The sequence below is a fragment of the Arthrobacter sp. UKPF54-2 genome, assembly GCF_007858535.1.
Classification (GTDB): domain Bacteria; phylum Actinomycetota; class Actinomycetes; order Actinomycetales; family Micrococcaceae; genus Arthrobacter.
On the sequence record NZ_CP040174.1, the window covers coordinates 1722097 to 1747143 of the forward strand.

21 protein-coding genes and 1 tRNA gene are annotated in these 25047 nt (G+C 68.8%); 12 read left to right on the forward strand and 10 right to left on the reverse strand.

Annotated elements, in window-relative coordinates:
• Positions 1–179: 179 nt before the first annotated feature.
• Both purD and E7Y32_RS07860 read left to right on the forward strand, forming a co-directional pair.
• Positions 180–1508 (forward strand): phosphoribosylamine--glycine ligase, encoded by a 1329-nt coding sequence (gene purD / locus E7Y32_RS07855; protein ID WP_146336640.1) that lies wholly within the window; start codon positions 180–182, stop codon positions 1506–1508.
• A gap of 2 nt (positions 1509–1510) precedes the next feature.
• Positions 1511–2458, forward strand: a complete 948-nt coding sequence (locus E7Y32_RS07860; RefSeq protein ID WP_146336641.1) for a phosphoribosylaminoimidazolesuccinocarboxamide synthase — start codon at positions 1511–1513, stop codon at positions 2456–2458.
• A 15-nt stretch (positions 2459–2473) separates the two neighbouring features.
• Here the strand turns inward: E7Y32_RS07860 and E7Y32_RS07865 are convergent, their stop codons facing one another.
• The gene (locus E7Y32_RS07865) at positions 2474–3736 is read right to left on the reverse strand and encodes a helix-turn-helix domain-containing protein (RefSeq protein ID WP_146336642.1); all 1263 of its coding nucleotides are present in this window, start codon (positions 3734–3736) and stop codon (positions 2474–2476) included.
• Between the two features lie 130 nt (positions 3737–3866).
• Here E7Y32_RS07865 and E7Y32_RS07870 point away from each other — a divergent pair, with 130 nt between their 5' ends.
• On the forward strand, positions 3867–4085 hold the full coding sequence (locus tag E7Y32_RS07870) for a hypothetical protein (RefSeq protein WP_138768328.1): 219 nt from the start codon (positions 3867–3869) through the stop codon (positions 4083–4085).
• A 276-nt stretch (positions 4086–4361) separates the two neighbouring features.
• The gene (locus E7Y32_RS07875; protein WP_261382595.1) at positions 4362–5492 is read left to right on the forward strand and encodes an IS1249 family transposase; all 1131 of its coding nucleotides are present in this window, start codon (positions 4362–4364) and stop codon (positions 5490–5492) included.
• A 98-nt stretch (positions 5493–5590) separates the two neighbouring features.
• Here the strand turns inward: E7Y32_RS07875 and E7Y32_RS07880 are convergent.
• The 5 genes from E7Y32_RS07880 to E7Y32_RS07900 all read right to left on the reverse strand — a co-directional run bounded on the left by E7Y32_RS07880 (position 5591) and on the right by E7Y32_RS07900 (position 13399).
• Positions 5591–5667, reverse strand: a tRNA-Pro gene (locus E7Y32_RS07880).
• A gap of 93 nt (positions 5668–5760) precedes the next feature.
• On the reverse strand, positions 5761–7602 hold the full coding sequence (locus tag E7Y32_RS07885; RefSeq protein WP_146336643.1) for an ABC transporter ATP-binding protein: 1842 nt from the start codon (positions 7600–7602) through the stop codon (positions 5761–5763).
• Positions 7599–9422, reverse strand: a complete 1824-nt coding sequence (locus E7Y32_RS07890) for an ABC transporter ATP-binding protein (RefSeq protein WP_146336644.1) — start codon at positions 9420–9422, stop codon at positions 7599–7601. Before E7Y32_RS07890 ends, E7Y32_RS07885 begins: the two co-directional genes overlap by 4 nt.
• Before the next feature lie 684 nt (positions 9423–10106).
• Positions 10107–11054 carry a metallophosphoesterase gene (locus E7Y32_RS07895; RefSeq protein WP_146336645.1) on the reverse strand — a complete coding sequence of 316 codons (948 nt, stop codon included), beginning with the start codon at positions 11052–11054 and terminating at the stop codon, positions 10107–10109.
• Positions 11055–11056: 2 nt separating this feature from the next.
• Positions 11057–13399, reverse strand: coding sequence for a transglycosylase domain-containing protein (locus E7Y32_RS07900; protein WP_146336646.1), 2343 nt, complete (start codon positions 13397–13399; stop codon positions 11057–11059).
• Positions 13400–13436: 37 nt separating this feature from the next.
• Between E7Y32_RS07900 and E7Y32_RS07905 the strand changes: the two genes are divergently transcribed.
• Genes E7Y32_RS07905 through E7Y32_RS07915 form a run of 3 tightly spaced genes read left to right on the forward strand, consistent with a single transcriptional unit; the run spans position 13437 to position 15114 of the window.
• Positions 13437–13592 carry a DUF4177 domain-containing protein gene (locus E7Y32_RS07905; protein ID WP_146336647.1) on the forward strand — a complete coding sequence of 52 codons (156 nt, stop codon included), beginning with the start codon at positions 13437–13439 and terminating at the stop codon, positions 13590–13592.
• A gap of 2 nt (positions 13593–13594) precedes the next feature.
• Positions 13595–14185, forward strand: coding sequence for a RidA family protein (locus E7Y32_RS07910; RefSeq protein WP_146336648.1), 591 nt, complete (start codon positions 13595–13597; stop codon positions 14183–14185).
• Positions 14186–14202: 17 nt separating this feature from the next.
• Positions 14203–15114, forward strand: a complete 912-nt coding sequence (locus E7Y32_RS07915) for an NUDIX hydrolase (protein ID WP_146336649.1) — start codon at positions 14203–14205, stop codon at positions 15112–15114.
• A gap of 184 nt (positions 15115–15298) precedes the next feature.
• Here E7Y32_RS07915 and E7Y32_RS07920 read toward each other — a convergent pair whose 3' ends face one another.
• The gene (locus E7Y32_RS07920; protein ID WP_011693220.1) at positions 15299–15976 is read right to left on the reverse strand and encodes a Crp/Fnr family transcriptional regulator; all 678 of its coding nucleotides are present in this window, start codon (positions 15974–15976) and stop codon (positions 15299–15301) included.
• Between the two features lie 229 nt (positions 15977–16205).
• Here E7Y32_RS07920 and E7Y32_RS07925 point away from each other — a divergent pair, with 229 nt between their 5' ends.
• The gene (locus tag E7Y32_RS07925) at positions 16206–17387 is read left to right on the forward strand and encodes a MarP family serine protease (protein WP_146336650.1); all 1182 of its coding nucleotides are present in this window, start codon (positions 16206–16208) and stop codon (positions 17385–17387) included.
• Positions 17388–17409: 22 nt separating this feature from the next.
• On the opposite strand, the gene E7Y32_RS07930 is transcribed toward E7Y32_RS07925, so the two are convergent.
• Positions 17410–18456 carry a DUF2332 domain-containing protein gene (locus E7Y32_RS07930; RefSeq protein WP_146336651.1) on the reverse strand — a complete coding sequence of 349 codons (1047 nt, stop codon included), beginning with the start codon at positions 18454–18456 and terminating at the stop codon, positions 17410–17412.
• A gap of 2 nt (positions 18457–18458) precedes the next feature.
• Positions 18459–18938 (reverse strand): type II 3-dehydroquinate dehydratase, encoded by a 480-nt coding sequence (aroQ, locus tag E7Y32_RS07935; protein ID WP_146336652.1) that lies wholly within the window; start codon positions 18936–18938, stop codon positions 18459–18461.
• Positions 18939–19088: 150 nt separating this feature from the next.
• On the opposite strand from aroQ, the gene E7Y32_RS07940 reads away from it, so the two are divergent.
• On the forward strand, positions 19089–20015 hold the full coding sequence (locus tag E7Y32_RS07940) for a hypothetical protein (protein WP_315897995.1): 927 nt from the start codon (positions 19089–19091) through the stop codon (positions 20013–20015).
• A gap of 10 nt (positions 20016–20025) precedes the next feature.
• Here the strand turns inward: E7Y32_RS07940 and acs are convergent, their stop codons facing one another.
• Positions 20026–22059, reverse strand: coding sequence for an acetate--CoA ligase (gene acs / locus E7Y32_RS07945; RefSeq protein ID WP_146336654.1), 2034 nt, complete (start codon positions 22057–22059; stop codon positions 20026–20028).
• 336 nt (positions 22060–22395) lie between these two features.
• On the opposite strand from acs, the gene E7Y32_RS07950 reads away from it, so the two are divergent.
• From E7Y32_RS07950 to E7Y32_RS07960, 3 genes are all read left to right on the forward strand, one after another.
• The gene (locus tag E7Y32_RS07950; RefSeq protein ID WP_146336655.1) at positions 22396–23007 is read left to right on the forward strand and encodes a hypothetical protein; all 612 of its coding nucleotides are present in this window, start codon (positions 22396–22398) and stop codon (positions 23005–23007) included.
• Entirely contained in the window at positions 23004–23438 is a 435-nt protein-coding gene (locus tag E7Y32_RS07955) for a hypothetical protein (RefSeq protein ID WP_146336656.1), read from the forward strand. The genes E7Y32_RS07950 and E7Y32_RS07955 overlap by 4 nt, the downstream gene beginning before the upstream one ends.
• A 149-nt stretch (positions 23439–23587) precedes the next feature.
• Positions 23588–24991 (forward strand): hypothetical protein, encoded by a 1404-nt coding sequence (locus E7Y32_RS07960; RefSeq protein ID WP_146336657.1) that lies wholly within the window; start codon positions 23588–23590, stop codon positions 24989–24991.
• The last annotated feature ends 56 nt before the right edge of the window (positions 24992–25047 follow it).

The window sequence follows — 25047 nt, forward strand, 5'->3', positions numbered from 1 at the left end:
CGTGAGGAGTGGACATATGCGGATTATGTCCAGTGGCTGCGGCGTGGAACGGGCATGTCCTGTGGAACCTGGGCCCGAAGGATGGGTATGCGCGTCAGACCGGTATGTGGGACGGGCATGTCCAGCAGGGCGGTCACAGCTTAGGAGCCGGCCGGGTCCACAACGTACCCTTGGGAACTGTGAAGGTACTTGTCATCGGCCCCGGCGGCCGCGAACACGCCATTGTCCGGTCCCTGCTCGCCGACCCGAATGTTTCCGAGGTCCACGCGGCCCCGGGCAACGCCGGCATCGGCAAGCTGGTCCCCACCCACGCCATCGACGCGAACGACCCCGACGCCGTCGCCGCCCTGGCCACCAGGCTCGCCGTCGACCTCGTGGTGGTGGGACCCGAGGCGCCGCTCGCCGCCGGTGTCTCGGACGCGGTCCGCGACGCCGGAATCCCGGTGTTCGGTCCCAGCAAGGCCGCCGCCCAGCTCGAAGCCTCCAAGGCCTTCGCCAAGGAAGTCATGGCCGAGGCCGGCGTGCCCACCGCCATGGCCCGGGTGGCGTCCAACGCGGCGGAAGCCGCCGACGCGCTCGACACCTTCGGCGCACCGTACGTTGTGAAGGATGACGGGCTCGCCGCCGGCAAGGGCGTTGTGGTCACCAAGGACCGCGACGAGGCCCTGGCGCACGCGCAGAGCTGCTTCGACGCCGGCGGCACCGTGGTGATCGAGGAATTCCTCGACGGCCCGGAGGTCTCCGTCTTCGTCCTGTGCGACGGCAGCACCACCGTGGCGCTGTCCCCGGCGCAGGATTTCAAGCGCATCTTCGACAACGACGAGGGCCCCAACACCGGCGGCATGGGCGCCTACACCCCGCTGGACTGGGCCCCCGAAGGCCTGGTCCAGGAGGTCATCGACCGGGTCGCGCAGCCCACCGTCAACCAGATGGCGCACCGCGGCACCCCGTTCGTCGGCGTGCTGTTCGTCGGCCTTGCCCTGACGTCCCGCGGCACCCGCGTGATCGAGTTCAACGTCCGCTTCGGCGACCCGGAAACCCAGGCCGTCCTGGCCCGGCTGAAGACGCCCCTCGGCGGCCTGCTGATGGCCGCCGCGAAGGGCGAACTGGACAAGGTCCAGCCGCTGCGCTGGTCCAAGGAGTCGGCGGTCGCCGTCGTCGTCGCCGCCGAAAACTATCCGGGGACGCCCCGGACTGGGGACCGGATCCGCGGCCTGAAGAAGGTCGAAGCCATTGAGGGCGTGCATGTCATCCATGCCGGCACCAAACTCGACGACGAGGGCAAAGTCGTCTCCGCAGGCGGCCGCGTCCTCGCCGTCGTGGCGCTCGGGACCGACCTCGTGGAGGCACGGGAGCGCGCGTACGACGGCGTCGAACTGGTCCAGCTCGACGGCGGCCAGTTCCGCACCGACATCGGCGGCAAGGCCGCGCGCGGCGAAATCAAGGTGACGGCGCCCGGCACGGCCTCCGCCGTTGCCGCAGCTGCGGCCGCGAAAGCGAAGGCCTGACCATGAACGCCACTGACTCCTCCCTGCCCGCGGGCGGCCTCGACACCGTGACGCTGGAGCTGCCCGGCTGGACGCACGTCTACTCCGGAAAGGTCCGCGACCTCTACATCCCGGCGGACCCCTCCATCACGGAGCGCTTCGGCCACGAGTGCGTCCTGGTGGTGGCCAGCGACCGCATCAGCGCCTATGACCATGTCCTCGCCAGCGAGATCCCGGACAAGGGGCGCATCCTCACCCAGCTGAGCCTGTGGTGGTTCGAGCAGCTCGGCGTGGAGCACCACGTGCTCGCAGCCACGGTCGACGGCGGCGTCCCCGCCGCCGTGGAGGGCCGCGCCATGATCTGCAAGAAGCTCGAGATGTTCCCGGTGGAATGCATCGCCCGCGGCTACCTGACCGGGTCCGGGCTGGCCGAATACCGGGAATCCGGCACCGTCTGCAGCATCCCGCTGCCGCCGGGCCTGGTGGACGGGTCCCGGCTCGCCGAGGCCATCTTCACCCCCTCGGCCAAGGCCGAGGTGGGGGAACACGACGAGAACATCACCTTCGAGGACGTCGTGGAGCTGGTGGGCGAGGACGTCGCCGGCCGGCTCCGTGAGCTGACCCTGGAGATCTACACCAAGGCCGAGGAAATCGCCGGGACCCGCGGCATCATCCTGGCCGACACCAAGGTGGAGTTCGGCATCGACACCGCCAGCGGCGTCATCACCCTCGGCGACGAGGTCCTGACCCCGGACTCCTCCCGCTTCTGGGACGCAAGCACCTACGCTCCGGGCAAGGCGCAGCCGTCCTACGACAAGCAGTACGTGCGCGACTGGCTGACCTCTGCGGAGTCGGGCTGGGACAAGGCCTCCGACACGCCGCCGCCGGCACTGCCGGCCGACGTCGTCGCCCGCACCCGCAGCCGCTACGTGGAGGCTTTCGAGCTGCTTACCGGGCGGTCCTTCGCCTGAGGCGGGTGCTGCGGGTCAGGTGCCGGCGGCGGCCGCGGCGCGGCGCTGGGCCAGCCGGATCTCGAGCACGGCGTCCATGGCCTGCTGGACCCGGTCGGAGGCGCCGGCCGCGCTGAACTCCTTCTGGGCTTCCTCCAGGTACACGAGGGCCTCCTCGGCTTCGCCGGCGGCCTTGAGTGCCTTGCCCAGCAGGAGCGAGACCTCGCCCGCGGTGTGCTTGGCCAACACGTCCCGCTCCGCGTGGATCTCGCGCAGCTTCTGCACGGCGCCCACGATGTCGCCCGTGAGGTAGAGCCAGCGCGCCCGGATGAAGGCAACTTCGAGGTGGTCCGTTTTGTTGCCGCCCACAATTGAGAGGGCCAGTTCGGCGCGTTCGATCGCGGACAGGGTTTCCGGTTCGACGATCCCGGAGGAGAGGCGTACTGCGGCGGAGGCCTTGTTGAACCTGGCCCAGAGGTCGATGTCGTTCGCGGGGGAGAGCAGCTTGGCGGCTTTCTCGTGGTACTTGATGCCCTCGGGGTAGTCGTGGCGCATAAAGGCGACGTTGCCCACCACCCAGGCCACCTCTCCGGCCAGCTGGGACATGGACTGCTCATCCATCTGCTCGTTCATGTCCTGGCAATACTTCCAGGCCTCGTCCAGACGGCCGCTTTCGGCCAGGGCGCCGATCAGCGCGCGCAGGGCGCCGATGATCAGGGTGGAGCCCTTGGGCAGCTGTGAGCAGAGCCGCACCGCCTCCTCGGCCTGTTCCACCGCCGTGGTCAGCTGGCCCTGGCCCTGGGCGGCGGCGGCAAGCATCTGCCGGGCCCGCACCCCGAGACCGGCCGACTCGGCGGCCATCGGATGGTCCAGCAGGCGCTGCACGATCGCCTTGCAGTCGGCCCACATGCCCTGCTTGATCATGCATTCGGCCTGCATGTAGGTCATGTTCCACCAGGCGCTGGTGTTCTTGGCTTCCAAGGCGATCTGGGCGGCAGCCGCGGCGTGTACCGCCGCCAGCGGGTAGTCCCGGAGGTCCCAGGCCTGGCGGGCGTACAGGCCGGCCAGTACGTACTCGGCGTCGCTCACGGAAACCGGCTGGCTCCACGCTTCGAGGGCTTTGGGAGCCAGCTCGAGTCGGCGGGCGAGTTCCTCGATGACATCCGCGGTAGGTTCCCGGCGGCCCGTTTCGAGCAGCGAGATGTAGCTCGGCGAGTAGAGATCCTTCCCCAGCTCGGCCTGCGTGAGCCCACGCTCCAGCCGTTCCGCGCGGAGTTTCTCCCCGAATCCGTTCCCCACGGATACCACCTCATTCCGGACACTTCATGTACTAAATGCTTGACACTCTCTGTGGAAAACATTTTACAATGTATGTCAACAAGGGCAGTGCTGACTTGGTAACGACTCCGACTCAAAATTGAGGAACTCTATGTTGAAGAAGATTGCAGCCGGCGCGGTTCTCGCGGGCGCCCTGGCTTTCTCCGCAGCGGCTCCGGCCGTTCTGTCCGCAGGTTCCATCGCCGATACCACCAACATCACCGCCGTTGGCAACTGGCCGGACCCCATGCGTACGGCCACGGCCGTGGGCAACTGGCCCGACCCGATGACCTACTCCACGAACGTGGGCAACTGGCCCGACCCGATGTAACCAGACGCTCGAAGGACAGCCCCGGCAACGCCACTAGGTGTCCCGGGGCTGTTTTTTATCTCATCCCCGTCGACTGCTCCGTCATGGCCGTTTTAAGCGGTCAAAACGGCAGTTACGGAGCAAGCGAGGGGTTTATGGCGACGGCGGCGACCTGGGGTTATAGGACAAAATGTGTGTCTGCGTGAGGCCTGCTTCCTAGTGCCGGGGCGGTAATGCGGGGTTTGCTATGCCCTGAGACTCGTAGTTGTGGCTGGTGCTGGGAATTCCTCGCGTTGTGTGCTCTGTGGTTCTGGACTCAAGCGGAACGGTAAGACCTCCGCCGGGCGGACCCGGTGGAGATGTACGGGGTGCGGTGCGAGCAGCACCAGGACCCGGCCCGATGTGGAACGCCGGGCCCAACTGGGCGCCTTTCTCGGCTGGCTCATGGGCAAGAGCTCCCAGGTCGAGTGTGTCCGGGAAGGCGCCGACCGGTCCTTCCGCCGCCGGACGGGCTGGTGCTGGAATATCGCCCCACAGATTCCCGTCACCGGCGAGGTCCACGACCAGATCCAGGTCGACGGGATTTACGTCGGCTCGTGGTGCTGCCTGATCGCGGTCGCCGGCGATTACGTCCTCGGGTGGCAATGGTGCGACACCGAGAAAAAGGCTGCGTGGGCGGCCCTGCTGGCAAGGTTCCCCGCGCCCACGGTCGTGATCACCGACGGCGGCGCCGGGATTGCCGCCGCCCTGTCTGAATGCTGGTCCGAGACCGCGGTCCAGCGCTGCCAGGTGCACGTCCAACGCAACGTCCGCACCTACCTGACCGGCCGGCCCAGAACCGAGGCCGGCAAAGCGCTCCTGCGCCTTGGCCGTGCCCTGACCAGAATCACCACGGCGACCGAAGCCGCGGCCTGGCTCGGAGGCCTGAACGACTGGTATCAGGACCACGGGCACCTCGTCCGGGCCAGGACCTACCGCAACGGCACCGCCCTCGTGCCGGGATGGGTGCGGGCAAACCAAAGCTGGTGGTTCACCCACGACCGGCTGCGCAAGGCCTACCGGCTCCTCGAACGCCTCAGCCGGGCCGGGACTCTCTTCACGTACCTGCGTGCCGAACACGCCGGGCTCAACATTGCACCCACAACCAACCGAATCGAAGGCGGCACGAACGCCCAGCTCCGTCTAATCCTCCGGGCCCACCGCGGGATGAGCGAAGAGCACCAAAAGCGCGCCATCGAGTGGTACCTCTACCTCCACAGCGAAAACCCGCTACCGCCGGCCGAGCTGATCGCGGCGCACCACTACGAGCTCCCGCGGCCGAAGCGAACGGTGATCACGGACGGTACTCCGGGCCCGGAACGTTATAGCGCCGGTCTCAGCGCCGAAGAAGGCCTCTGGGCCAGAAAAGGCTGGGCAGGACGCACCTAACACGCCCGAAAAAGACACACATTTTGTCCTATAACCCGCGACCTGGGGCCCGCTGTGAAAACAAAAGAGGGCCTTCCGAATGGAAGACCCTCTTTGACTGGTCGGGATGACAGGATTTGAACCTGCGACCTCGTCGTCCCGAACGACGCGCGCTACCAAGCTGCGCCACATCCCGATCCGTTACTTCAAAAGCAACTTCACAAGAGTATCCGATCCGGCCCCCGGATGCGAAATCGGAGCCGTCACAGGGAGGGCGGGCGCCGCCGGGTCAGACCAGCGAGTCCTTCCACGCCCCGTGCAGCTTGGCGAAGCGTCCGCCGCCGCCGATCAGCTCCGCTGGCGTGCCGTCCTCGACCACGCGGCCGTCGTGGACCACCAGCACCCGGTCCGCGGTCTCCACGGTGGAGAGCCGGTGCGCGATGATCAGCGCCGTGCGGCCGGCCCCGCCGGAGCCGGCTGAGCCGACTACCCGCAGCAGGCTCGCCAGGCCGGCCTGGACCAGGCGTTCGGACGGGATGTCCAGCGAGGACGTGGCCTCGTCCAGGATCAGCACCGCGGGCCGGGCCAGGAACGCCCGGGCGAAGCTGATCAGCTGGCGCTGGCCGGCCGAGACCCGCCCGCCGCGCTTGTTCACGTCGGTGTCGTACCCGTCCGGCAGCGCCATGATGAACTCGTGGGCGCCCACGGCCTTCGCCGCGTCCTCGATTTCCTGACGGGACGCCTCCGGCCGGCCGAGGGCGATATTGTCCGCCACGGATCCGCTGAACAGGAACGCCTCCTGGGTGACCATCACCACGTTCCGGCGCAGGTCCGACGTCGTGAGCTGGCGCAGGTCCACGCCGTCGAGCGTGAGCGAACCGGAGGAGACGTCGTAGAAGCGCGCAATCAGCTTGGCGAGGGTCGACTTGCCGGCGCCGGTCTGGCCCACAAGGGCGACCGTCTGGCCGGCCGGGATGTGCAGGTCCAGGGCGGGGATGACCACTGGGCCGTCGCCGTAGCGGAACTCGACGTTCTCGAAGTCGATGCGGCCCTCCGCCGCCGGCAGCGCCACCGGGTTCTGCGGCGGACGGACCGTGGGCACCTCCTCAAGCAGCCCGGAGACCTTTTCCAGCGCCGCCTGCGCGCTCTGGAAGGAGTTGTAGAACATGGCCATCTGGTCGACGGGCTGGAAGAAGCGCTTGGCCGAGAGGATCAGGGCCAGCAGCACGCCCACGGCGAGTTCACCGGAGAGTACCCGGAAGCCGCCCGAGAGCAGGACGACGGCGACGCAGACGTTACCGATCAGCACCAGGCCGGGCTGGAGGACACCGTTGAGGTTGATCGACCGGACCGTGACCTTGCGGTAGTCCTCGGAGAGTTCGGCATAGCGCTGGGCGTTCTGGCGCTCCTTGCGGAAGGCCTTGACGGCGCGGATGCCGGTCATCGTCTCGACGAAGTGCACGATCAGCCGGGCCGAGACGACCCGGGATTCACGGAACGCGATCTCGGAGTGCTTCTGGTACCAGCGGGCCAGGAAGTACATCGGCACGCCGGCCGCGAGCACCAGCAGCCCGCTGCGCCAGTCGAGGGCGAACACCGTGACGGCGGTGAAGACCATAAACAGCAGCCCGGAGGCGAGCGAGCTGACGCCGGAGTCGAGCAGTTCCCGCAGCGCCTCAAGGTCCGAGGTCTGCCGGGCGATGATGCGGCCCGAGGTGTATTTCTCGTGGAACTCCAGGCTCAGCCGCTGGGTCTGGCGGAAGACGCGCACCCGCAGGTCCAGCAGCATCGCCTGGCTCAGCCGCGCCGTCGAGGTCACGTAGAGGGCCGTGAGGCCCGCGGTCGCGACGGCCGCGGCGAGGTACGCGGCGCCGGCGAGCATCAGCGGGAGGTTGTCGCCGGAGCGGAGGGCCGGCAGGGCGTGGTCGATGCCGAACGCGATCAGCGCCGGGCCGGCCACGCGGGCAGCCTGGGACAGCACGACGGCGGCGATGGTCAGCCAGAAGCGCCGGCGGACCGGCCGGATCAGTGAGCCGAGCAGGGCCAGGGAGCGGCGTCGGACGGCCCTGCTGTCGGACTTGGACAGGTGCGCGTTGTCCTCGTTGGCGGTACCAAAGGTGGCCGTGCTCATCGGGACACCTCCTCGGCCTCGAGGGCGGACAGTTCAGAGTCCAGATCCCGCGGTTCCGGGTCCAGGCTGGCGATCACGTAGCGGTAGTGGCTGTTCTCCGCCAGCAGTTCCGTGTGGGTGCCGACGGCGGCGATCCGGCCGTCCTCCAGCAGGGCCACCCGGTCGGCCAGGGCCACGGTGGAGGGGCGGTGGGCCACGATCAGGGTGGTGGTGTCCGCGAGCACGACACGCAGCCGGGCCTCGACGAGCTCCTCGGTGTTGACGTCCAGGGCCGAGAGCGGATCGTCCAGCACCAGCACCAGCACCTTCGGCTTGGCGGCGACGGCCCGGGCCAGGGCGATCCGCTGACGCTGCCCGCCGGACAGGCTCAGGCCCTCCTCGCCGATGAGCGTGTCCAGGCCCTCGGGCAGGGAGTAGGCGAAGTGCGCCTGAGCGGTGTCCAGCGCCTCGGCCAGGATTTCTTCCCGGCGCTCCGGAGACTCCTGGCCCTGTACTCCGAGCAGCACGTTGTCCCGCACGGAACTGGAAAAGAGGGTGGTGTCCTCGAAGGCCACCGAGACGATGGTACGCAGTTCCTCGACGCTGAACTCGCGCAGGTCCACGCCGTCGATCGTCACGGAGCCCGCCGTGACCTCGAACAGGCGCGGCACCAGCTGCAGCAGGGCGCTTTTGCCGCTGCCGGTGATGCCCACCAGGGCCATCGTCTCGCCCGGCCGGATGTCCAGGCAGATGTCCTTGAGGACCGGCTTCTCCGGCGCGTCCTCGAAGGCGAAGGTGGCGTTGTGGAAGCCCAGGGCGCCCCTGAGCTCGGCCGGGCGGCGCGGCTCGTCCGGGCTGGTGATGGTGTTGACGGCGTCCATCACCTCGAAATGCCGGTCCACCGCGGTCTTGGCGGTCAGCGCCATGGCCAGCAGCATGCCGCAGAACTCCACCGGAGCGGCGATCACGGCGGCGGTGGCGAAGAACGCCACGAGCGAGCCGATGCTCAGCTGGCCGCCGGCGGCCAGCATGATGCCGACGACGAGCCCGGCGCCCAGGGCCAGCTCAGGCAGCAGGGTGACGACGAGGCTGAAGGCGGCGAGGTGCCTGGCCTTCACAATCTCGGTCTGGCGCAGTTCCTCGGCCTGTTCGTTGAAGTTCTCCAGCGCCTCGCGGCTGCGGCCGAAGGCCTTGAGCACGCGGATGCCGTGGACGGACTCCTCGACCGTGGTGGCGAGGTCGCCGGCCTGGTCCTGGCTGCGGCGGGCCACTTTGCTGAACCGGGTGCGGAAGCGGAAGCCGTAGATCATGATTGGCACGGCGGCGGCCAGAAAGATCAGCGCGAGCTGCCAGCTCATGGCAAACATCACGACGACGCCGATCACCACCGTGAGGGTGGTGACCACCAGCATGATCGCACCGAAGGCCATCCAGCGCCGGAGGAAGTTCAGGTCCGTCATGGCGCGGGAGAGCAGCTGGCCCGAGCCCCAGCGGTCGTGGAAGGACACGGCGAGGTCCTGGAGGTGGTCGTAGAGCGAGACCCGCATCCGGGTTTCCACCGTGGTGGCCGGGTTGATCACGAACTGGCGGCGCAACGCCACCAGCCCGGCTTCGGCGATGCCCAGGACGAGAATCACGGCGGAGGCGATCCAGACGGCCTGGCTGCTGCCGCCTGGCTGCAGCCAGTCGTTGATGAGCACCCGCAGCACCTGGGGGATGGCGAGGGCGACGAGGCTGGCCATCAGGGCAGAGACCAGGCCCAGGACAAGCCGCGGCATGATCGGCCTGACGTGCGGATAGAGACGACTGATTGACGAGAAAAACGGTGTCTGCTTGGCCATGCCTGCTTCTTAACTGCGACTGCGAAATGAATTACGCAACTGGATGTAGTTTCCTATAGCAACTACCCTAGGCCATCCCGTGACCGGGTTCACAGGATATCGGCCCGTACCGCAAACTGGCGCAGTAATTATGTTCCGTAATGTCAGTGCGGGGAGGGGCTTGCCAGCAGGACATGCCCATCGTCCGGCGTGCCGGCGGGACATGCCCATGCCAGCGCGGCGCGGTGGGGCATGCCCATCGCCCGGGCAGCGCGGTGGGACATGCCCATCGTCCGGCGTGCCGGCGGGACATGCCCATCGCCCGGGCAGCGCGGTGGGACATGCCTATTGTTGGGTCCCTCAAGGTTCGGACATGCCCGTTCCGCGGCCGCCCAGTTGAGCATGCTCATTCGTCGCTACAGGGCTAGACCGACATGTCCATCCTTGGACGCCGGGGATGGGCAAAATGCCGTTATGTCCATCGCTGGGCGTGAAGACCGGGCATGTCCGGTGGAGCGTGGGTCTTTGACCGGGCATGTCCGTTGCTGGGCGTGAAAGCTGGGCATGCCCGTTGGAACCTTGGCCTCGGGCATCTGCGGTGTAGACGCAGGTACGGGGGATGGGCATGTCCCTCCGAAGCTGGCGCAATGTCCCCCGCATCCGGCCAAGGTGCACCGGGGGAGATCCGGGTAGGGTAGCGCCGGGTCAGCTCCGGGCGGTCAGGGTGAGCAGCACGGCCTCGGGCTTGCAGGCGATCCGTACGGGGGCGAAGCGCGAGGTGCCAATGCCGCCGGAGACGTTCACCGGCGTCGTGCGGCCTTTGCTTTCCCAGTCGTGCAGGCCCTTGGCCCGCCAGGTGGGCAGGTCGCAGTTGGACACCAGGGCACCGTAGCCGGGGACGCAGATCTGCCCGCCGTGGGTGTGCCCGGCCAGCAGCAGATCTGCGGAATCCTCGGTGAAGTGGTCCAGCACGCGCTGGTAGGGGGCGTGCACAACGGCCACCCGCAGGTGCGGCTTGGCATCCTGGCCCCTGGTGCCGCGGGGCCAGCCGGCGTACCGCTCCAGGCGCAGGTGCGGATCATCCACGCCTGAGAAGTCCATCCGCAATCCGCCGATCACCAGCGACTGGCAGCGGTTGGTCAGGTCCACCCAGCCGGCCATCCCAAAGCCCGCCTTCAGCCTCGGCCAGTCCAGCTCCACGGGTTTCTTCGGCCGGCTGGAGGGTCCCCGGAGGTAGGCGGCCGGGTTCTTGAAGCCGGGCGCGTAGTAGTCGTTGGAGCCGGGAACAAAAACGCCGGGGAACTCCATCAGCGGCCGCAGGGCCTCCAGCACCGGCCCCACCGCCTGGGGGTGGCTGAGATTGTCCCCGGTGTTGACCACCAGGTCGGGTTTGAGTCCGGCGAGGGACCCGAGCCAAGCGGCCTTGCGGCGCTGGCCGGGCACGAAGTGGATGTCGCTCAGGTGCAGCACCCGCAGCGGCCCGAAACCAGGCGGCAGGATCGGGAGGGTTTCCTCCCGCAGCACGAACTGGTTCTTCTCCCACAGCCCGTAGCCGGCCGCGGCGGTGCCTGCGGCAGCTCCGACGACGGCGGTCACGGCAAAGCCGCGCCCGATGCTCCGGGCGCGGCTAGCCAGGGTGCTGGCGGTGGCCATGGCTAGGGCTTCTGCCCCGGGGGCGTCGGCGGAGCGTTGCCGGGCGGTGCCGGTGCAGGTGCCGGGCTGCTCGGCGCAGGGCTGTCGGTGGGCGCCGGTGCCTGGGTGGGCGCCGTCGATGGCTTCGGGGCTGCCGGGGCCGGAGCCGGGGCGGTGACCGGGCCGGAGACCATGTTCGAGGGCGGGGCCGGGAACGGATCGGTACCGTACGCCGGGGCTACTTGGGCCATGAAGTTCGAGAACTGCGGGCCGGCGATCATGTAGCCGTCGATCCCCTTGTAGAACTGGCCGTTGATGGTGATGTTCTGGCCGGGGCGCCGCTGGTCAAGCAAAGCGTCGCCGAACCAGGACGCCGTGGCCAGGCCCCGGGTGTGGCCGACCACCCAGGTGGACCCGTTGTTGTTGGAGGTACCGGTCTTCGCCGCGATCGGGAAGTTGGTCCGGGTGGAGATCCGCGGTTTGATCAGCGCGCCCGAGCCCCGGTTCAGGACCTCCTGCAGCGCGTAGTTGACGCCCCGGGCGACCTCGGGCTTGATGGCGTCCCGGCAGTTGGTGGCCTGGGCCGGCAACTGGGCGCCGTTCTGGTCAGTGACCGAGGTGATGGCGATCGGCTCGCAGTACTTGCCGTCGTTGGCGAAGGTCGCAAACGCGCTGGCCATGGACAGCGGCGAGGTCTGGGTGGACCCCAGCAGGTTCGCGGTGGTGAACATGTTGATCTTCGGGTTCGCCTCGAGGATCTTGCCGTCCTTGTCCACTTCAGGCAGTCCGGAGTGCAGGCCGACGGAGTCAACGATTTTCTGGATGCCGCAGAAGTCCAGCTGGGCCGCGGAGGCGAAAGTGATGGTGTTAATGGAGTTGTAGAGGCCCTCAAGAACGGTCAGGGGCCGGTACCAGGTCTCCTCGGCGTTCTGCAGGTCGTCCGCCGCGCCGAGGTCCTTTTCGGCGGTGTTGTAGGCGCCGGTGGTCACACCGCACGAGTTCCTCCACTTGAAGTTCAGCGGGTACTTCCGCACGGCGCCGTTGAGCACCTGGTTCATCGACTTGCCCTCATTGAGCCACTCGGCAAACGTGAAGGGTTTCATGGTCGAGCCCGGCTGCGCGCCGCCGAGGCCGTTGAGGTCGTTGCCCTTCTCATCGAGTTTGTCGACGTTGAAGTTCAGGTTCGTGTCGAACTTTCCCTCGGCGGGGAACCACACGGTGTTTTGGGCCATGTTGATGATCTTGCCGGTGCCGGGCTGGACCGAGACCAGGGAGGCGCCCCATTTGTCCGGGTTCGCGCCGGCCGAGGCGTCCACCTGGGCCTGGGCGACGGCCTGGGCGTTGGGGTCCAGCGTGGTCTTGATGGTCAGGCCGCCGCGGAAGATCTTCCGGTTGCGGGCGTCGGCGTCGGCGCCGTAGGCAGGGTTGTTGAGCAGCAGGTGCAGCACGTAGTCACAGAAGTACGGCGCCGTGGAGGCGTACGCGCAGCCCTGCTTGGCCTGGGTGACCTTGGTTTCCACCGGGGTGGCAACGGCGGCGTCGTACTCCGCCTGCTTGATCTTGTCCTGCGTCAGCATCGCCTTCAGCACCAGGTCCCGGCGCACCTTGGCGTTGTCCGGGTGGGTGATCGGGTCATAGAAGGACGGGCTGTTCACCAGGCCGGCCAGCAGCGCGGCCTGCGGCAGGGTCAGGTCCTTGGCGGAGGTGCTGAAGAAGAACTTCGAAGCAGCCTCAATGCCGTAAGCGTCGCGGTTGAAGAAGACAATGTTCAGGTAGCCCTCGAGGATCTGCTCCTTGGTGAACTTCTTCTCCAGGGCGATGGCGAGCTTCATCTCGCGGAGCTTGTCCCCGACGCCCTTGTTGACGCCGTTGAGTAGGACCTGATCGCCCTTGCCCTCGGATTCCAGCGAGGAGTTGATGACGTTGTTGACATACTGCTGCGTGATGGTCGACGCGCCCTGCTTGCTGCCGCGGGCGGTGCTGACCAGCGCGCGCAGGATGCCGGTGGTGTCCACGCCGCCATGTACGTAGAAGCGGCTGTCCTCGATGGCGACCACCGCGTCCTTGATGTACGGCGACATCTTGTCCAGCGACACCCGGGTCCGGTTCTCGGAGAAGAGGCTGGCGATCACGCTGCCGTCGGCAGCGAGGATGTTGGTGGACTGGCTCGGGGGATCGACCTGGAGCTCGGCCGGGAGGGTCTCAAAGAACTTGATCGAGCCGCTGGCGGTGTTGCCGGAGAGGGCGGCCGCCGGGACCAGCAGCCCCGCCACGAGCACACCACAAATGGCGCTCACGCCCAGGAAAAGAATGATCTTTCCGAGGGTGGTGGCCGTGTCGAATAAAGGGTTCTTACCAGTCGCCATGTTTTCCACTTTACCGGCAAGGACTAGGCTTTACTTCATGACCAAATGGGAGTACGCCACGATTCCGCTCATTATTCACGCGACCAAGCAGATCCTGGATCAGTGGGGTGACGACGGCTGGGAGCTTGTCCAGGTTGTTCCGGGCCCCGATGGAAACGGCCTGGTTGCCTACTTGAAGCGGGAGAAGCCGTAGCCATGAGCACCCCTGAAGCGGCCGCCCCGGCCGCCGGCGCACGTTCCACAAACAGCAGTGCAACAGCCCCGGCCGGCACCGAAAACGCCGCGGGCACCGGCGCGTCGTCCGCCGTCGAACAGCGGCTCGCCGAGCTGGGCCTAACGCTTCCCGCCGTGGCCGCTCCGGTGGCCGCCTACGTCCCCGCGGTCATCTCCGGCAACCATGTCTACACCTCGGGCCAGCTGCCGTTCATCGACGGCAAACTCGAAGCCACCGGCAAGGTCTCCTCCGGGACCGAAGGCACCTCGGACGAACCGACCGTGTCCCCGGAGGCGGCCAAGCGCTACGCCGAGGTCTGCGCCGTCAACGCCCTGGCGGCGGTGAAAAGCGTGATCGGCGACCTCGACCGCATCACGCGGATCGTCAAAGTGGTTGGCTTCGTCTCCTCCGACCCCTCCTTCACCGGCCAGCCCGGTGTCATCAACGGCGCGTCCGAGCTGCTGGGCAAGGTCCTCGGCGGCGCCGGCCAGCACGCCCGTTCCGCCGTCGGCGTTGCCGTTCTGCCGCTCGACTCGCCGGTCGAGGTCGAGCTGATCGCCGAATTCGCCTAGAAGCCCGGACGTCTCCCTTGCCGCACCTAGCACGACGCCTGTTCGTCCTCCCCCCGGATCTTGAGGGGGCAGCCCGCAGCTGGCTTGAACACGGCGAACGGACCCCCCGCGCGCCCCGCTACGCCTCCTCCGTGGTCCTGCTCAGGGACTCGCCCACCGGCCTGGAGACGTGGCTGGGGTACCGGCCCGGTTCCTCGCCGCTGGGCGTGCTCGCCTTTCCGGGCGGCTCGCTGGAAGCCTCCGACGACGACGCCGTCGGCTGGCTCGGGCCCCCGCCTCAGTTCTGGGCCGAGAAGATGGGCACGCCCGACGTCGGGCTGGCCCGCCGCCACGTGGTGGGTGCGATCCGGGAGCTGTTTGAGGAGACCGGGATCCTGCTGGCCGGCCCGGACCTGTCCACCACGGTGGAGGGGACGTCCTCGGCCGAGTGGATGCGCGCCCGGGAAGCCGTGGCCGATCAGGAGAAATCCTTCACCGACGTGCTGGTCAAGCGCGGACTTTCGCTGCGGACCGACCTGTTGAAACCGCTGGTCAACTGGCTCAGCCCGGACTTCTCGCACCGCCGCTTCAATACCCGGTACTTCGCCGCGACCGTCCCGATGAACCAGCAGCCCTCGCTCCTGGCCAGCAAGGGCGTGTGGGGGCGCTGGGTCTGCGTCCGCAAGGTCATCGCCGAACGGGACACCACCGCCCTCGGCGACGAGGTAGGCCAGCCGAACACCGTGGGCCTGAAGCTCGGCCAGCTCCTGGTGCCGGGTTCGGAGATCATGCTGGAGAAGATGGCGGCGGCGAACGGCTGCATCGCTTACCTCAGCTACAAGCGCACGGCACACGCCTACCAGCCGATCCTGGTCGAGGAGGACGGCCAGCTGATGCTGGAGGTCGAGGCGGCCAAGACCGTCGCCGGCGAGCCGCAGCGCGAACGCTAGCAACTCCTCCGGCGCGGGCGCCCCGGTACCCGACCCGAAAAGCGACATCCTCCGCGTGCTCGCTCGTTCCTCGCTTAGACGCACGCTTCCGGATGCCACTTTCCGGGTCTTTACACACGAAGGGCCGGCCCGTTTCAAACGGGCCGGCCCTTCGCATATGTTCTTCGGCGATGTTTCCTGCGGTTTAGCGGGAGCGCTGGCGCAGGCGCTGCATGTCGAGGATGACGACGGCGCGGGCTTCGAGGCGCAGCCAGCCGCGCTGGACGAATTCGGCGAGGGCCTTGTTGACGGTCTCGCGGGAAGCGCCGACCAGCTGGGCCAGCTCTTCCTGGGTGAGCTCGTGCGCCACCAGGACGCCGTCGGTCGCGGGACGGCCGAAGCGGTCTGCCAGGTCCAGCAGTGCCTTGGCGACGCGGCCCGGGACGTCGGAGAAGACGAGGTCGGAGAGGGAATCGTTGGTGCGGCGCAGGCGGCGGGCCAGGGCCTGCAGCAGCTGGGCAGAGACCTCCGGGCGGGTGCGCAGCAGGGCGTTGAGGCTCTCGTTCTTCAGCCCGGCCAGGCGGGTTTCGGAGACGGCCGTGGCCGTGGCGGTGCGGGGGCTCGGGTCAAACAGCGCCATTTCGCCAAACAGTTCACCCGGGCCGAGGATGGCGAGGAGGGACTCGCGGCCGTCGGGGGAGGTGCGGCCGAGCTTTACCTTGCCGGAGACGATGAAGTAGAGCTGGTCACCCTGGTCGCCTTCCCGGAAAACCGAGGCTCCGCGAGAGAGGTCCACCTCGGTGAGTTCGTCCGTCAGCAGACGGAACGCCTCGTCGTCGAGCGTGGCGAAAAGGGGTGCGCGGCGCAATACCTCGATATCCATGAAATCTCCTGACTTACTGTGTCGGCTGGGGCGCTTCAGCCATTGTTTCAGAATTTTGCGGCTTCTGTGACGTACTTGGCACCGAAACGCGCGAAACGACGCCGGAGTGCGCGCCCGGGGCGCCGGTGCGCAGCCGGGTGCGGGACCGTCGGGTCCGGCGGCCGCCGCCCGACAAAGTGTCGGTGCGCGCCGGTAGAATGGTGGCCTACACGTTTCTAAGGAGCCCCCGGTGTACGGCTTGACCATTTTGGACCTGGCGCTGATCCTCACGCTCCTGTCCTACCTGATCTACGGCTTCCGCAACGGCTTCCTGGTGACGCTGGGCGGCATTGCAGGGTTCGCGGCAGGGGCCGTGGCCGCTTTTGTGTCGGTGCCGATTGTCAGCGACCTCGTCGACGACCCGTCATGGCGCCTCACCGCGATCATCGCCACGGCTGTGCTGCTGATGATGCTCGGGCACGGGCTGGGCACCATGATCGGACGGCGCATCCGCAGCGTCGTCAGAATCAGCCCGCTCCGGCTGGCCGACCGGGTGGTGGGCGGCGGCGTCAACGTGGCGGTGTCCGCCCTCGTGATGTCCATGCTGGCCTTCAGCATCAGCGCCCTTGGCGTTCCCTTCGTGTCCCAGCAGCTTGCGGACTCCAAGGTGATCGGGTTCATCGACGGCGTCACCCCCACCCCGCTGAAAACGTCCATGGCCCAGCTGCGGTCGGCCGTGATCGGCGACGGGATACCGACCCTGTTCGAAGGCATCGGCGGCCAGCCGGTGCCCGTCCCGAATGCCAGCACCGACACCCCGGCGCTGAACAAGGCGGCCGCGTCGGTGCTGAAGATCGCCGGAACCGCGTACCAGTGCGGACAGAACCAGACCGGAACCGGATTTGTGGTCTCGCCCGGCCGGGTTGTGACCAATGCCCACGTGGTGGCCGGCGTCCCCGAGCCAGTGGTCGAGGTCCCCGGCGGCGGGGCGCTTCCCGGCCGGGTCGTCTACTTTGACAGCCGCCACGACCTCGCCGTGCTGGCCGTGGACGGGCTGCCCTCAGCGCCGCTGCCGCTGGGGCCCAATCTGCCGGCCGGCAGCCCGGCGGCGTTTGCCGGCTATCCGCACGGCGGGCCGTTCCAGTCCAAGCCGGCCACCGTGCGGGATGTCGCAACCGTCCTGGTCCCGGACATCTACGGCAACAACGCCGCCGCCGAGGATGTCTACCGGCTCGCCGGCGACGTCCAGCCGGGGAACTCCGGGGGCCCGCTGCTGACCATGGACGGGCAGGTGTCCGGCGTCGTCTTCGCGAAATCCACCTCGGAGGCCTCGCTCGGATTCGCCATCACCATGAACGACCTCGGCCCCGTGGCCGCCCAGGCCCCCGGGCTGGGCGACGCCGTCTCACCCGGGCAGTGCATCAAGAAGTAGTCACACCGGGCGAGGGGCTAAGTCAGCCGGCGCCCGCCTCGATCCACTCGAGGCTCTGGCCGTGCGGTCCGGCTATGGCCACCGGCAGGCCGTCCTCCAGCAGCAGGAAGCGGCCGCTGAGGCGGGCGGCGTCCATTTCCGGAACCACGCTGGAGCCGTCCGCCTGGACGATGACCGTGTGGCCCTCGTTGGAAATCCAGTGGCAGCCCCGGTCCGCGGCCAGCAGCGCAACGGTGTCCCGGAAGCGTTCGCGCCCGGGGGCGTCGAGGTAGGCCATCACCGCGCTGTGGAACACCACCAGGGCGGCGTCCGCCGGGGCCTGCCCGGCCAGGGAGATGAGCTGTTCGTTCAAATCCCCGGCGACCAGCAGCGGCGGATCAGCCTGCGCGATGCTGATCGCCTGGCGCAGCCTCTCGCGGCGGAAGTCCTGCTCCGGCCAGATCAGCGCCTCAAGCCAGGCGACGTCGTTGGGGTCGTTGATGTCGAGCGGATTCAGGTCGATGCCGGCGCGCCAGGCCACGGCGGGCAGCCCGGCCGGCAGCGGTACGGGCCCGGTGGTGGCACAGCGCAGGACCGGGTAGCGGCCGGCCGCGGCCCCGGCGGGCGCCAGGCGCGTCACCCCGCCGGAAGCGTTGCCGTACTCGTAGCCGTAGCGGTCAGGGAAGAGCGCCAGGCCGGCCGAGGCGCCCACTTCGATGAGGGCCAGCGGACGGCCCTCCGCGGCGGCGATGCGGGCCAGGGACGGGAGCAGCGCGGCGCAGCGCCCGGCTTCGTTCGTCTGCGTGGACCGGGAGAGCACAATCCGGGAGACGTCGTCCCAGCGGGCGTCCAGGAAACTCCGGAACTCACGGTAGGGGCCGATCCGGGCGCCGAGGAAGCGGGCGGCGGCCAGCATCAGCAGGGGCTGGCGCTTATTGTGCGGCCAGGCGTCGATCCGGCGGATCAGTTCGGGATCGTCCGCGACGGCCACCGACCATTCGGCATAGCAGGCGGAGTTGCCCGGGGCGTCGACGGTGCCGAAGTGGCGGTACCAGTCCGCGGTCCCGGCGGGCTCCGCCGCGGAGGCCATGCTCAGTCCCGGCCCGCGTGCAGTTCGGCGAGGTATTCGATGGCGAAGCGGTACCCGAGGATGCCCGCCCCGGCGATCACGGCCTTGCTGACGTCCGAGAGATAGGAGTGGTGCCGGAACGGTTCCCGGGCGTGCACGTTGGTGATGTGGACCTCGACGGCGGGCAGCTGCACCGCCGTGATCGCATCCCGGATCGCCACCGAGGTGTGCGTATAGGCGCCGGCGTTCAGGACGATGCCCACCGCCTTACCGCGGGCGGCGTGGATGGCCTCCACGAGCGCGCCCTCATGGTTGGACTGGAAGCATTCGACGTCGAGCCCGTGCGCCGCGCCGGTGTTCTTGGCCAGCTGTTCGACGTCGGCGAGTGTGGCCGTGCCGTACTTCTCGGGCTCGCGGGTGCCCAGCAGGTTCAGGTTCGGTCCGTTGAGGACCAGGACGGTGCCGCGGCCGGCGACGGTGTCCAAGGGGGTGGCTTCGCTCATGCCAGCCAATGTACCGCGGAACCGCGGGCTCTGGCCCGTACCGGGGCCGCTGCCTAGACTGAAAGGACCATCGTGCGGAGCCTCCGTAGCGGTCGGTCCGCGCAACAAGCCCAATTCTCTTGGAGCGTCACCATGCGCAACATTCACGCAGTGAAAGCAATCCGCGGGGCCGCCGTGGCCCTCTTGGCGGCGGTTGCCGTCCTGGTGCCGGCGCCGCTGTCCACCGCCGCAGGAACCGATTCCGGACACGGCCACTCCGTGATCACCCTGCCGGGGGCCACCGGAGCGGAGGGCATCGCGGCCGGTGAAGGGTCCACGTTCTACGCCGGGGACCGGCTCAATGGGAACATCTACCGCGGCGATCTCCGCGACGGGACGGCAAGGAAATTCATCACGGTCCCGGCCGGCCGCGCCGCGCTCGGCATGAAGGTGGACCGGCGCCACGACCTTCTCTTCGTCGCCGGCGGCGGCACCGGGCAGGCCTACCTCTATGACCTCAAGTCCAGGAAGACCGAGGCGACGTACCAGCTGGCCGCGCCCGGGGCGAGCTTCATCAACGACGTCACCCTGACCAGCCGCGGCGCCTGGTTCACCAACTCCCAGGCCGGCGAGCTCTACTTCGTGCCGGTGGACCGCGACGGCGAACCCGGAACCGCCCGGACCCTGACGTTGACGGGCCCGGCCGGCACCGTGGACCAGGGCTTCAACCTCAATGGCATCGCCGCCGCGGATGAGGACACGCTGATCGTCGCCCACACCAGCCGCGGCGTGCTCTACACCGTCAACACCCGCACCGGGGCGAGCGCCGAGATCGGCGGCGTCAGCGTCCCTAATGTCGACGGAATCCTGTTCAAGGACGGCACCGTGTGGGCCGTGCAGAACCTGGACAACCAGGTCAGCCGCGTCCGCCTGGACCGCCACTTGGACTCAGGCAGGGTGCGGCAGGTCATCACCAGCCCGGACTTCGACATCCCGACGACGGCAGCCCTCTTCGGCGGCACGCTCGCGGTCGTCAACGCGAAGTTCACCAACCCCGCGGCGACAAGCTTCGAGGTGGTCCGCGTCGACGCTCGCTAGCGCCGGGAGCCTACTTCCTGAGCGAGTGCGCGATCTGGGCCATCACGGTGTTGTCGGCCAGGGTGGTGGCGTCACCCACTTCGCGGCCCTCCGCGACGTCCTTGAGCAGGCGGCGCATGATCTTGCCGGAACGGGTCTTGGGCAGTTCCGGGACGATCAGGATGGTCTTGGGTTTGGCAATCGGACCGATTTCCTTGCCCACATGGTTGCGGAGCTCCTGGACCATCGCCTCGCCCGAGTCCACCGCGTCCCCGCGCAGGATGACGAACGCCACGACCGCCTGGCCGGTGGTCTCATCCGCCGCCCCGACGACGGCAGCTTCGGCCACGGCGGGGTGGGACACGAGGGCGGATTCGATCTCGGCGGTGGAGAGCCGGTGACCGGAGATGTTCATGACGTCGTCCACCCGGCCGAGCAGCCAGATGTCGCCGTCGTCGTCCTTCTTGGCGCCGTCGCCCGCGAAGTACATCGTCTCGAAGCGGGACCAGTAGGTTTCCTTGAACCGTTCCGGGTCGCCCCAGATGCCGCGCAGCATGGCCGGCCACGGCTCGCGGATCACGAGGTAGCCGCCCGAACCGTTGGGCACGGACTCGCCGGCTTCACCGACGACGTCGACGGCGATGCCGGGCAGCGGGACCTGGGCCGAGCCCGGCTTGGTCGCGGTCACCCCGGGCAGCGGGGCGATCATCTGAGCGCCGGTTTCGGTCTGCCACCAGGTGTCGACGATCGGGGCCGGGTTCTCTTTCGTCTCCCCGTTCTTCCCGGCGTTGGCGCCGATGACCTCGCGGTACCACATCCACGCCTCGGGGTTGATGGGTTCGCCCACCGAGCCCAGGACGCGGATCGACGAAAGATCAGACTTCGCCGGGATCTCCTTGCCCCACTTCATGAAAGTGCGGATCGCGGTGGGGGCGGTGTAGAGGATAGAGACCTTGTACTTCTCCACAATCTCCCACCAGCGGCCTTGGTGCGGGGAGTCGGGGGTGCCCTCGTAGATCACCTGGGTGGCGCCGTTGATGAGCGGGGCGTAGGCGACGTAGGAGTGGCCGGTGATCCAGCCGACGTCGGCCGTGCACCAGTAGACGTCCGTCTCCGGGTGCAGGTCGAACACCGCCTTGTGCGTGTAGGCGCCCTGCGTGAGGTAGCCGCCGGTGGTGTGCAGGATGCCCTTGGGCTTACCCGTGGTCCCGGACGTGTACAGGATAAACAGCGGGTGTTCGGCGTCGTGGCCGACGGCGGTGTGCTCGGCGGACGCGGCCTCGACGGTGTCGGCCCACCAGTGGTCCCGGCCCTCGTGCCAATCGACGTCCTGGCCGTTGCGCTTCACGACGACCACGTTCTGCACGGTGTGCCCGCTGCCGTCGCCCTCGTGGGCGAGGGCCTCGTCGACGGCCTGCTTGAGCGAGCTGGGCTTGCCGCGGCGGTAGGTGCCGTCGGCCGTGACCACCAGTTTGGCCTCGGCGTCGTCGATCCGGGAGCGGAGCGCCTCGGCAGAGAAGCCGCCGAACACCACCGAGTGGATGGCGCCGATCCGGGCGCAGGCCAGCAGGGTAATGACGGCCTCGGGGATCATCGGCAGGTACACGGCGACCCGGTCGCCCTTGGCCACGCCGAGGGATTCGAACGCGTTTGCGGCCTTTTTGACCTCTTCGGTGAGCTGCGCGTACGTGTAGGTGCGGGTGTCGCCGGGCTCACCCTCGAAGTAGATGGCGACGCGGTCCCCGTTGCCGGCCTCGACGTGCCGGTCCAGGGCGTTGTACGCGGCATTGATCTCGCCGCCGACGAACCACTTGGCGAACGGCGGGTTGGACCAGTCCAGCGTCTGGGTGAAGTCCTTGCTCCAGCTCAGCAGGCTGCGGGCCTGCTTGGCCCAGAACGCCGGCCGGTCGGCGTCGGCCTCGGCGTAGTCGGCGGCGGTGACCACGGCGTTGGCGGCGAACTCGGCCGAGGGGGCGAACTTCCGGTTCTCCTGCGACAGGTTTTCGAAGGTGTCGCCCTGCCGGGGCGCCTGGGTTGTCGTGGAGCCTGGGGTCTGCTGGGACATGGTGAACCTCATCATTCATCGAGCCGTGCCGCACGGAACGTCCATTTGCGCCGCAGTGCCGTGCCGCATGCGCGGCATCGGGCATCGGCTGGTCACGGACGGGCCGCAAGAGCTGTTCCGAAATACACACTAACCCTTGGCCCCGACCGAACGTGTGCCCCGTCACACAGGGAGCCGTGAGCGGTGTTTATTAAGCGCCGAATGGCGGCCGGGAGGGGAGGGCCGGCTCTGGCGCGGTCCCGGCGCCATGAGCCACACTGAACCCACTGCTCGTGATGACTGGGGGAGGCCATGGGATTCAACCGACCGGTGCCGGGGCCCGCATGGCCACAGGGCATGGCCATCCGCGTGGACGAGACGCCGCATCACCTGAGCATCCTGCTGTTTATCCGCCACGCCTGGGACATAGCGGCCGATGCCGACGTTCCCCGGCTGGACCCCCGGCCCGAGGCCGGCCGCTCGCGGATTCCCGACACCGCTTCCCCCTCGGAGTGGGACGCCCGCTGGCGCCGGGCGTGGGGGCGGGCGTGGGACTGGTATGCCGTGGCCGAGCCCGACCCGACCATCCATCCGACCCCGGAGTACATCCGGTCCGTCTCGCAGCCGGGCCACGGCCTCGACCCGCTGATTCCGCCGTTCTGGCAGGCGGACTACGGCTGGGACGGGATCGACCCGCATGCGTACACAGCCTGGGAAATGGCCTGCAGTCCGGGGGCCTACGGCCGGCCGCGTACGAAGGCAGCCGACGCGCCGGAGCCCCGGAGCCTTCCCGCGCTGATCGCCGCCTGGGAGCACGGGCTGGACACCATGATTGTCCTGCCGTACCAGGGCTACTTTGCCCGGCGGGTCACGGCCAGGCATCTGGCCGTCTCGGCTGCCACCCGCAACGAACCGGCGGCGTACAGCCGTGCCTTGCGGGCAGCCGTCGAGGGCGGGTGGCCGGGGTGAGGCGCCGTGCCGCCGCACCCGCTGCGCTCGCCGTCGTGCTGCTGCTGGTGGGGTGCGCGGGGCCGCCCGACGCGGCGGACCGCAGCTACCGGGGCATGCTTTCGACGTCGGCCGCGGCGCCGGGTGCGCCCTCCGCCGCGCCGCCGCAGACGCTGGGACAGCCGGTGGTGGCGTGGGTGGACAGGCCCCGGCGGTTCGGCATCACCCTCTGGGGAAGCTCCAGTTGCCCGGCCATCCCGTCCCGGATCGAAGCGGCCGCCCCCGACCGGGTCAGCATCCGGATCGAACCGTCCGCCGGAAACCCCTGCACCGCGGACCTGGCGCCGACCTCGCACGAATTCGGCATCCCGCCCGGTGCGGGCACACTCCCGCTGACCATCACCCTGGTTTACGCGCAGGGCGAAAGGACCCGCACGCTGGTGCTGGAGTGACGGCCAGTCAGCTAGTGATCGGTCCTGCACTTGGCTAGGGTGAGATGGAGTTGTGACATCCGATGGGGGCAACAGGACCGCTGGCGGTCCTGTTTTTGCCTGCCGTTAGGCGGCACCGTCCAGGGTGCGGCCACGCTAAGGAGAACAGAATGAACGAGCAAAGCAACGGGCAGCTCAATGCGCCCTCCCGCAACGACGCGACGGCCGGCCCGGCGCAGGCCGGCGGGCAGGCGGAACAGCCCCGCTTCACCGTGGACAAGCCAAACGCGAAAAACAACGAGGCCGTCCTGGGGCCCTTCACCGTCCGGGACCTCACCGTCTTCGGGTCCACGCTGGTTCTCTTCATTGCCTCCCTGATCCCGATGTTCGCCATCCGGTACAACCTCTGGAACCTGGGCAGCCTATTCTTCCTGGGCCTGGGGATCCTGCTGCCGCTGATCGTCGCGGCCCTCTTCGTGGCACGCCGGGTCAGCCCGGGCACCAAAATCCGGATCGGCTCCCTCTCGGTCGACCAGTTCGCCTCCGTTGTGGCGTCGTTCAGCCTGGCCTTCTTCTTCCTGGCCGCCGCCGGCGCCTTTGTGCCCAGCATGCTGTTGGGCCTGCTCGGAGCCCTCGGACTCTTCACCGCCACCGTGCTGGCACGGCTGATTCCGGTCCTCGCCGGCGACTTCCTGCACCGCGCCGAAACCCCGGCCCATGTTGTGGCCCGCGAAGCCGCCGAGCCGGTGCGCAAGCCGCGCGCCCCCAAGGCGCCCAAGGCCCCGAAGGCCGCCGGCGAGGCCGCGGCCGCCAAGCAGGGAACCAGCCCGCTGGCCGGCTGGGCCAAGAAGATTGTCCCGGGCAAGCAGGCCGACGGCTCGGAGCACGCAGCGCGCGGCCATGAAACCCACGGAGCATCGACTGCTGCCGCCGCCGGTGCGGCCGGTATCGCCGCCGGTGCCGCCGCCGGTGCCGCGGCGGCCCACGGCCGTCCCGCGGCCGAAGAGCCGGCAACCCAGGCGCACGGCGTCGTGCCCGCAGCCTCCCCGACCCCGACGGCGGCCTACACCCCGGCGGCCCCCGCCGCTCCGGCGGCCGCTTCTCATCCCGCGGCAGACGCGGAACCGTCCGCCGCCGAGCAGACCCAGGCTGCGGCAGCACCGAACGCCCCTGCAGCGCAGGGCGCCCCCGCAGTGCAGGGCGCCCCCGCCGAACAGCGCGCGGGCCTGGAAGAGACCCAGGCGGCCGCGGTCCCGGCAGCGGCAGCGCCGGCCGCGGCAGGCCACGAGGCGCCCACCGCGCTCACACCCCAGGTCCGTTCGCAGGAACCGATCGGCGCCACGGTGGATCCGGCGAGCCGGCCCGCGGCCCAGCAGCCCGCCTACGAGGCGTTCTGGTTCGCCGTCGCCCAGCCCCGCACCGCCGTGGACGAGCACACCGGAGCGCCGGCGTTCGTCGTCGAGCCCGGCGGCTGGGTTCTCGCCCTGGAAGACCGCGGCCACGAGTTCCTGGTCCAGCACACGGACGGCCGCGTCGGTGTGCTGCGGGACCTGAGCAACATCGAACGCGGCTAGCCGGACCATGGCCACCGAACCCGGGAGCGCCGCGGGGGTGCCGGCCGAGGGGCCCG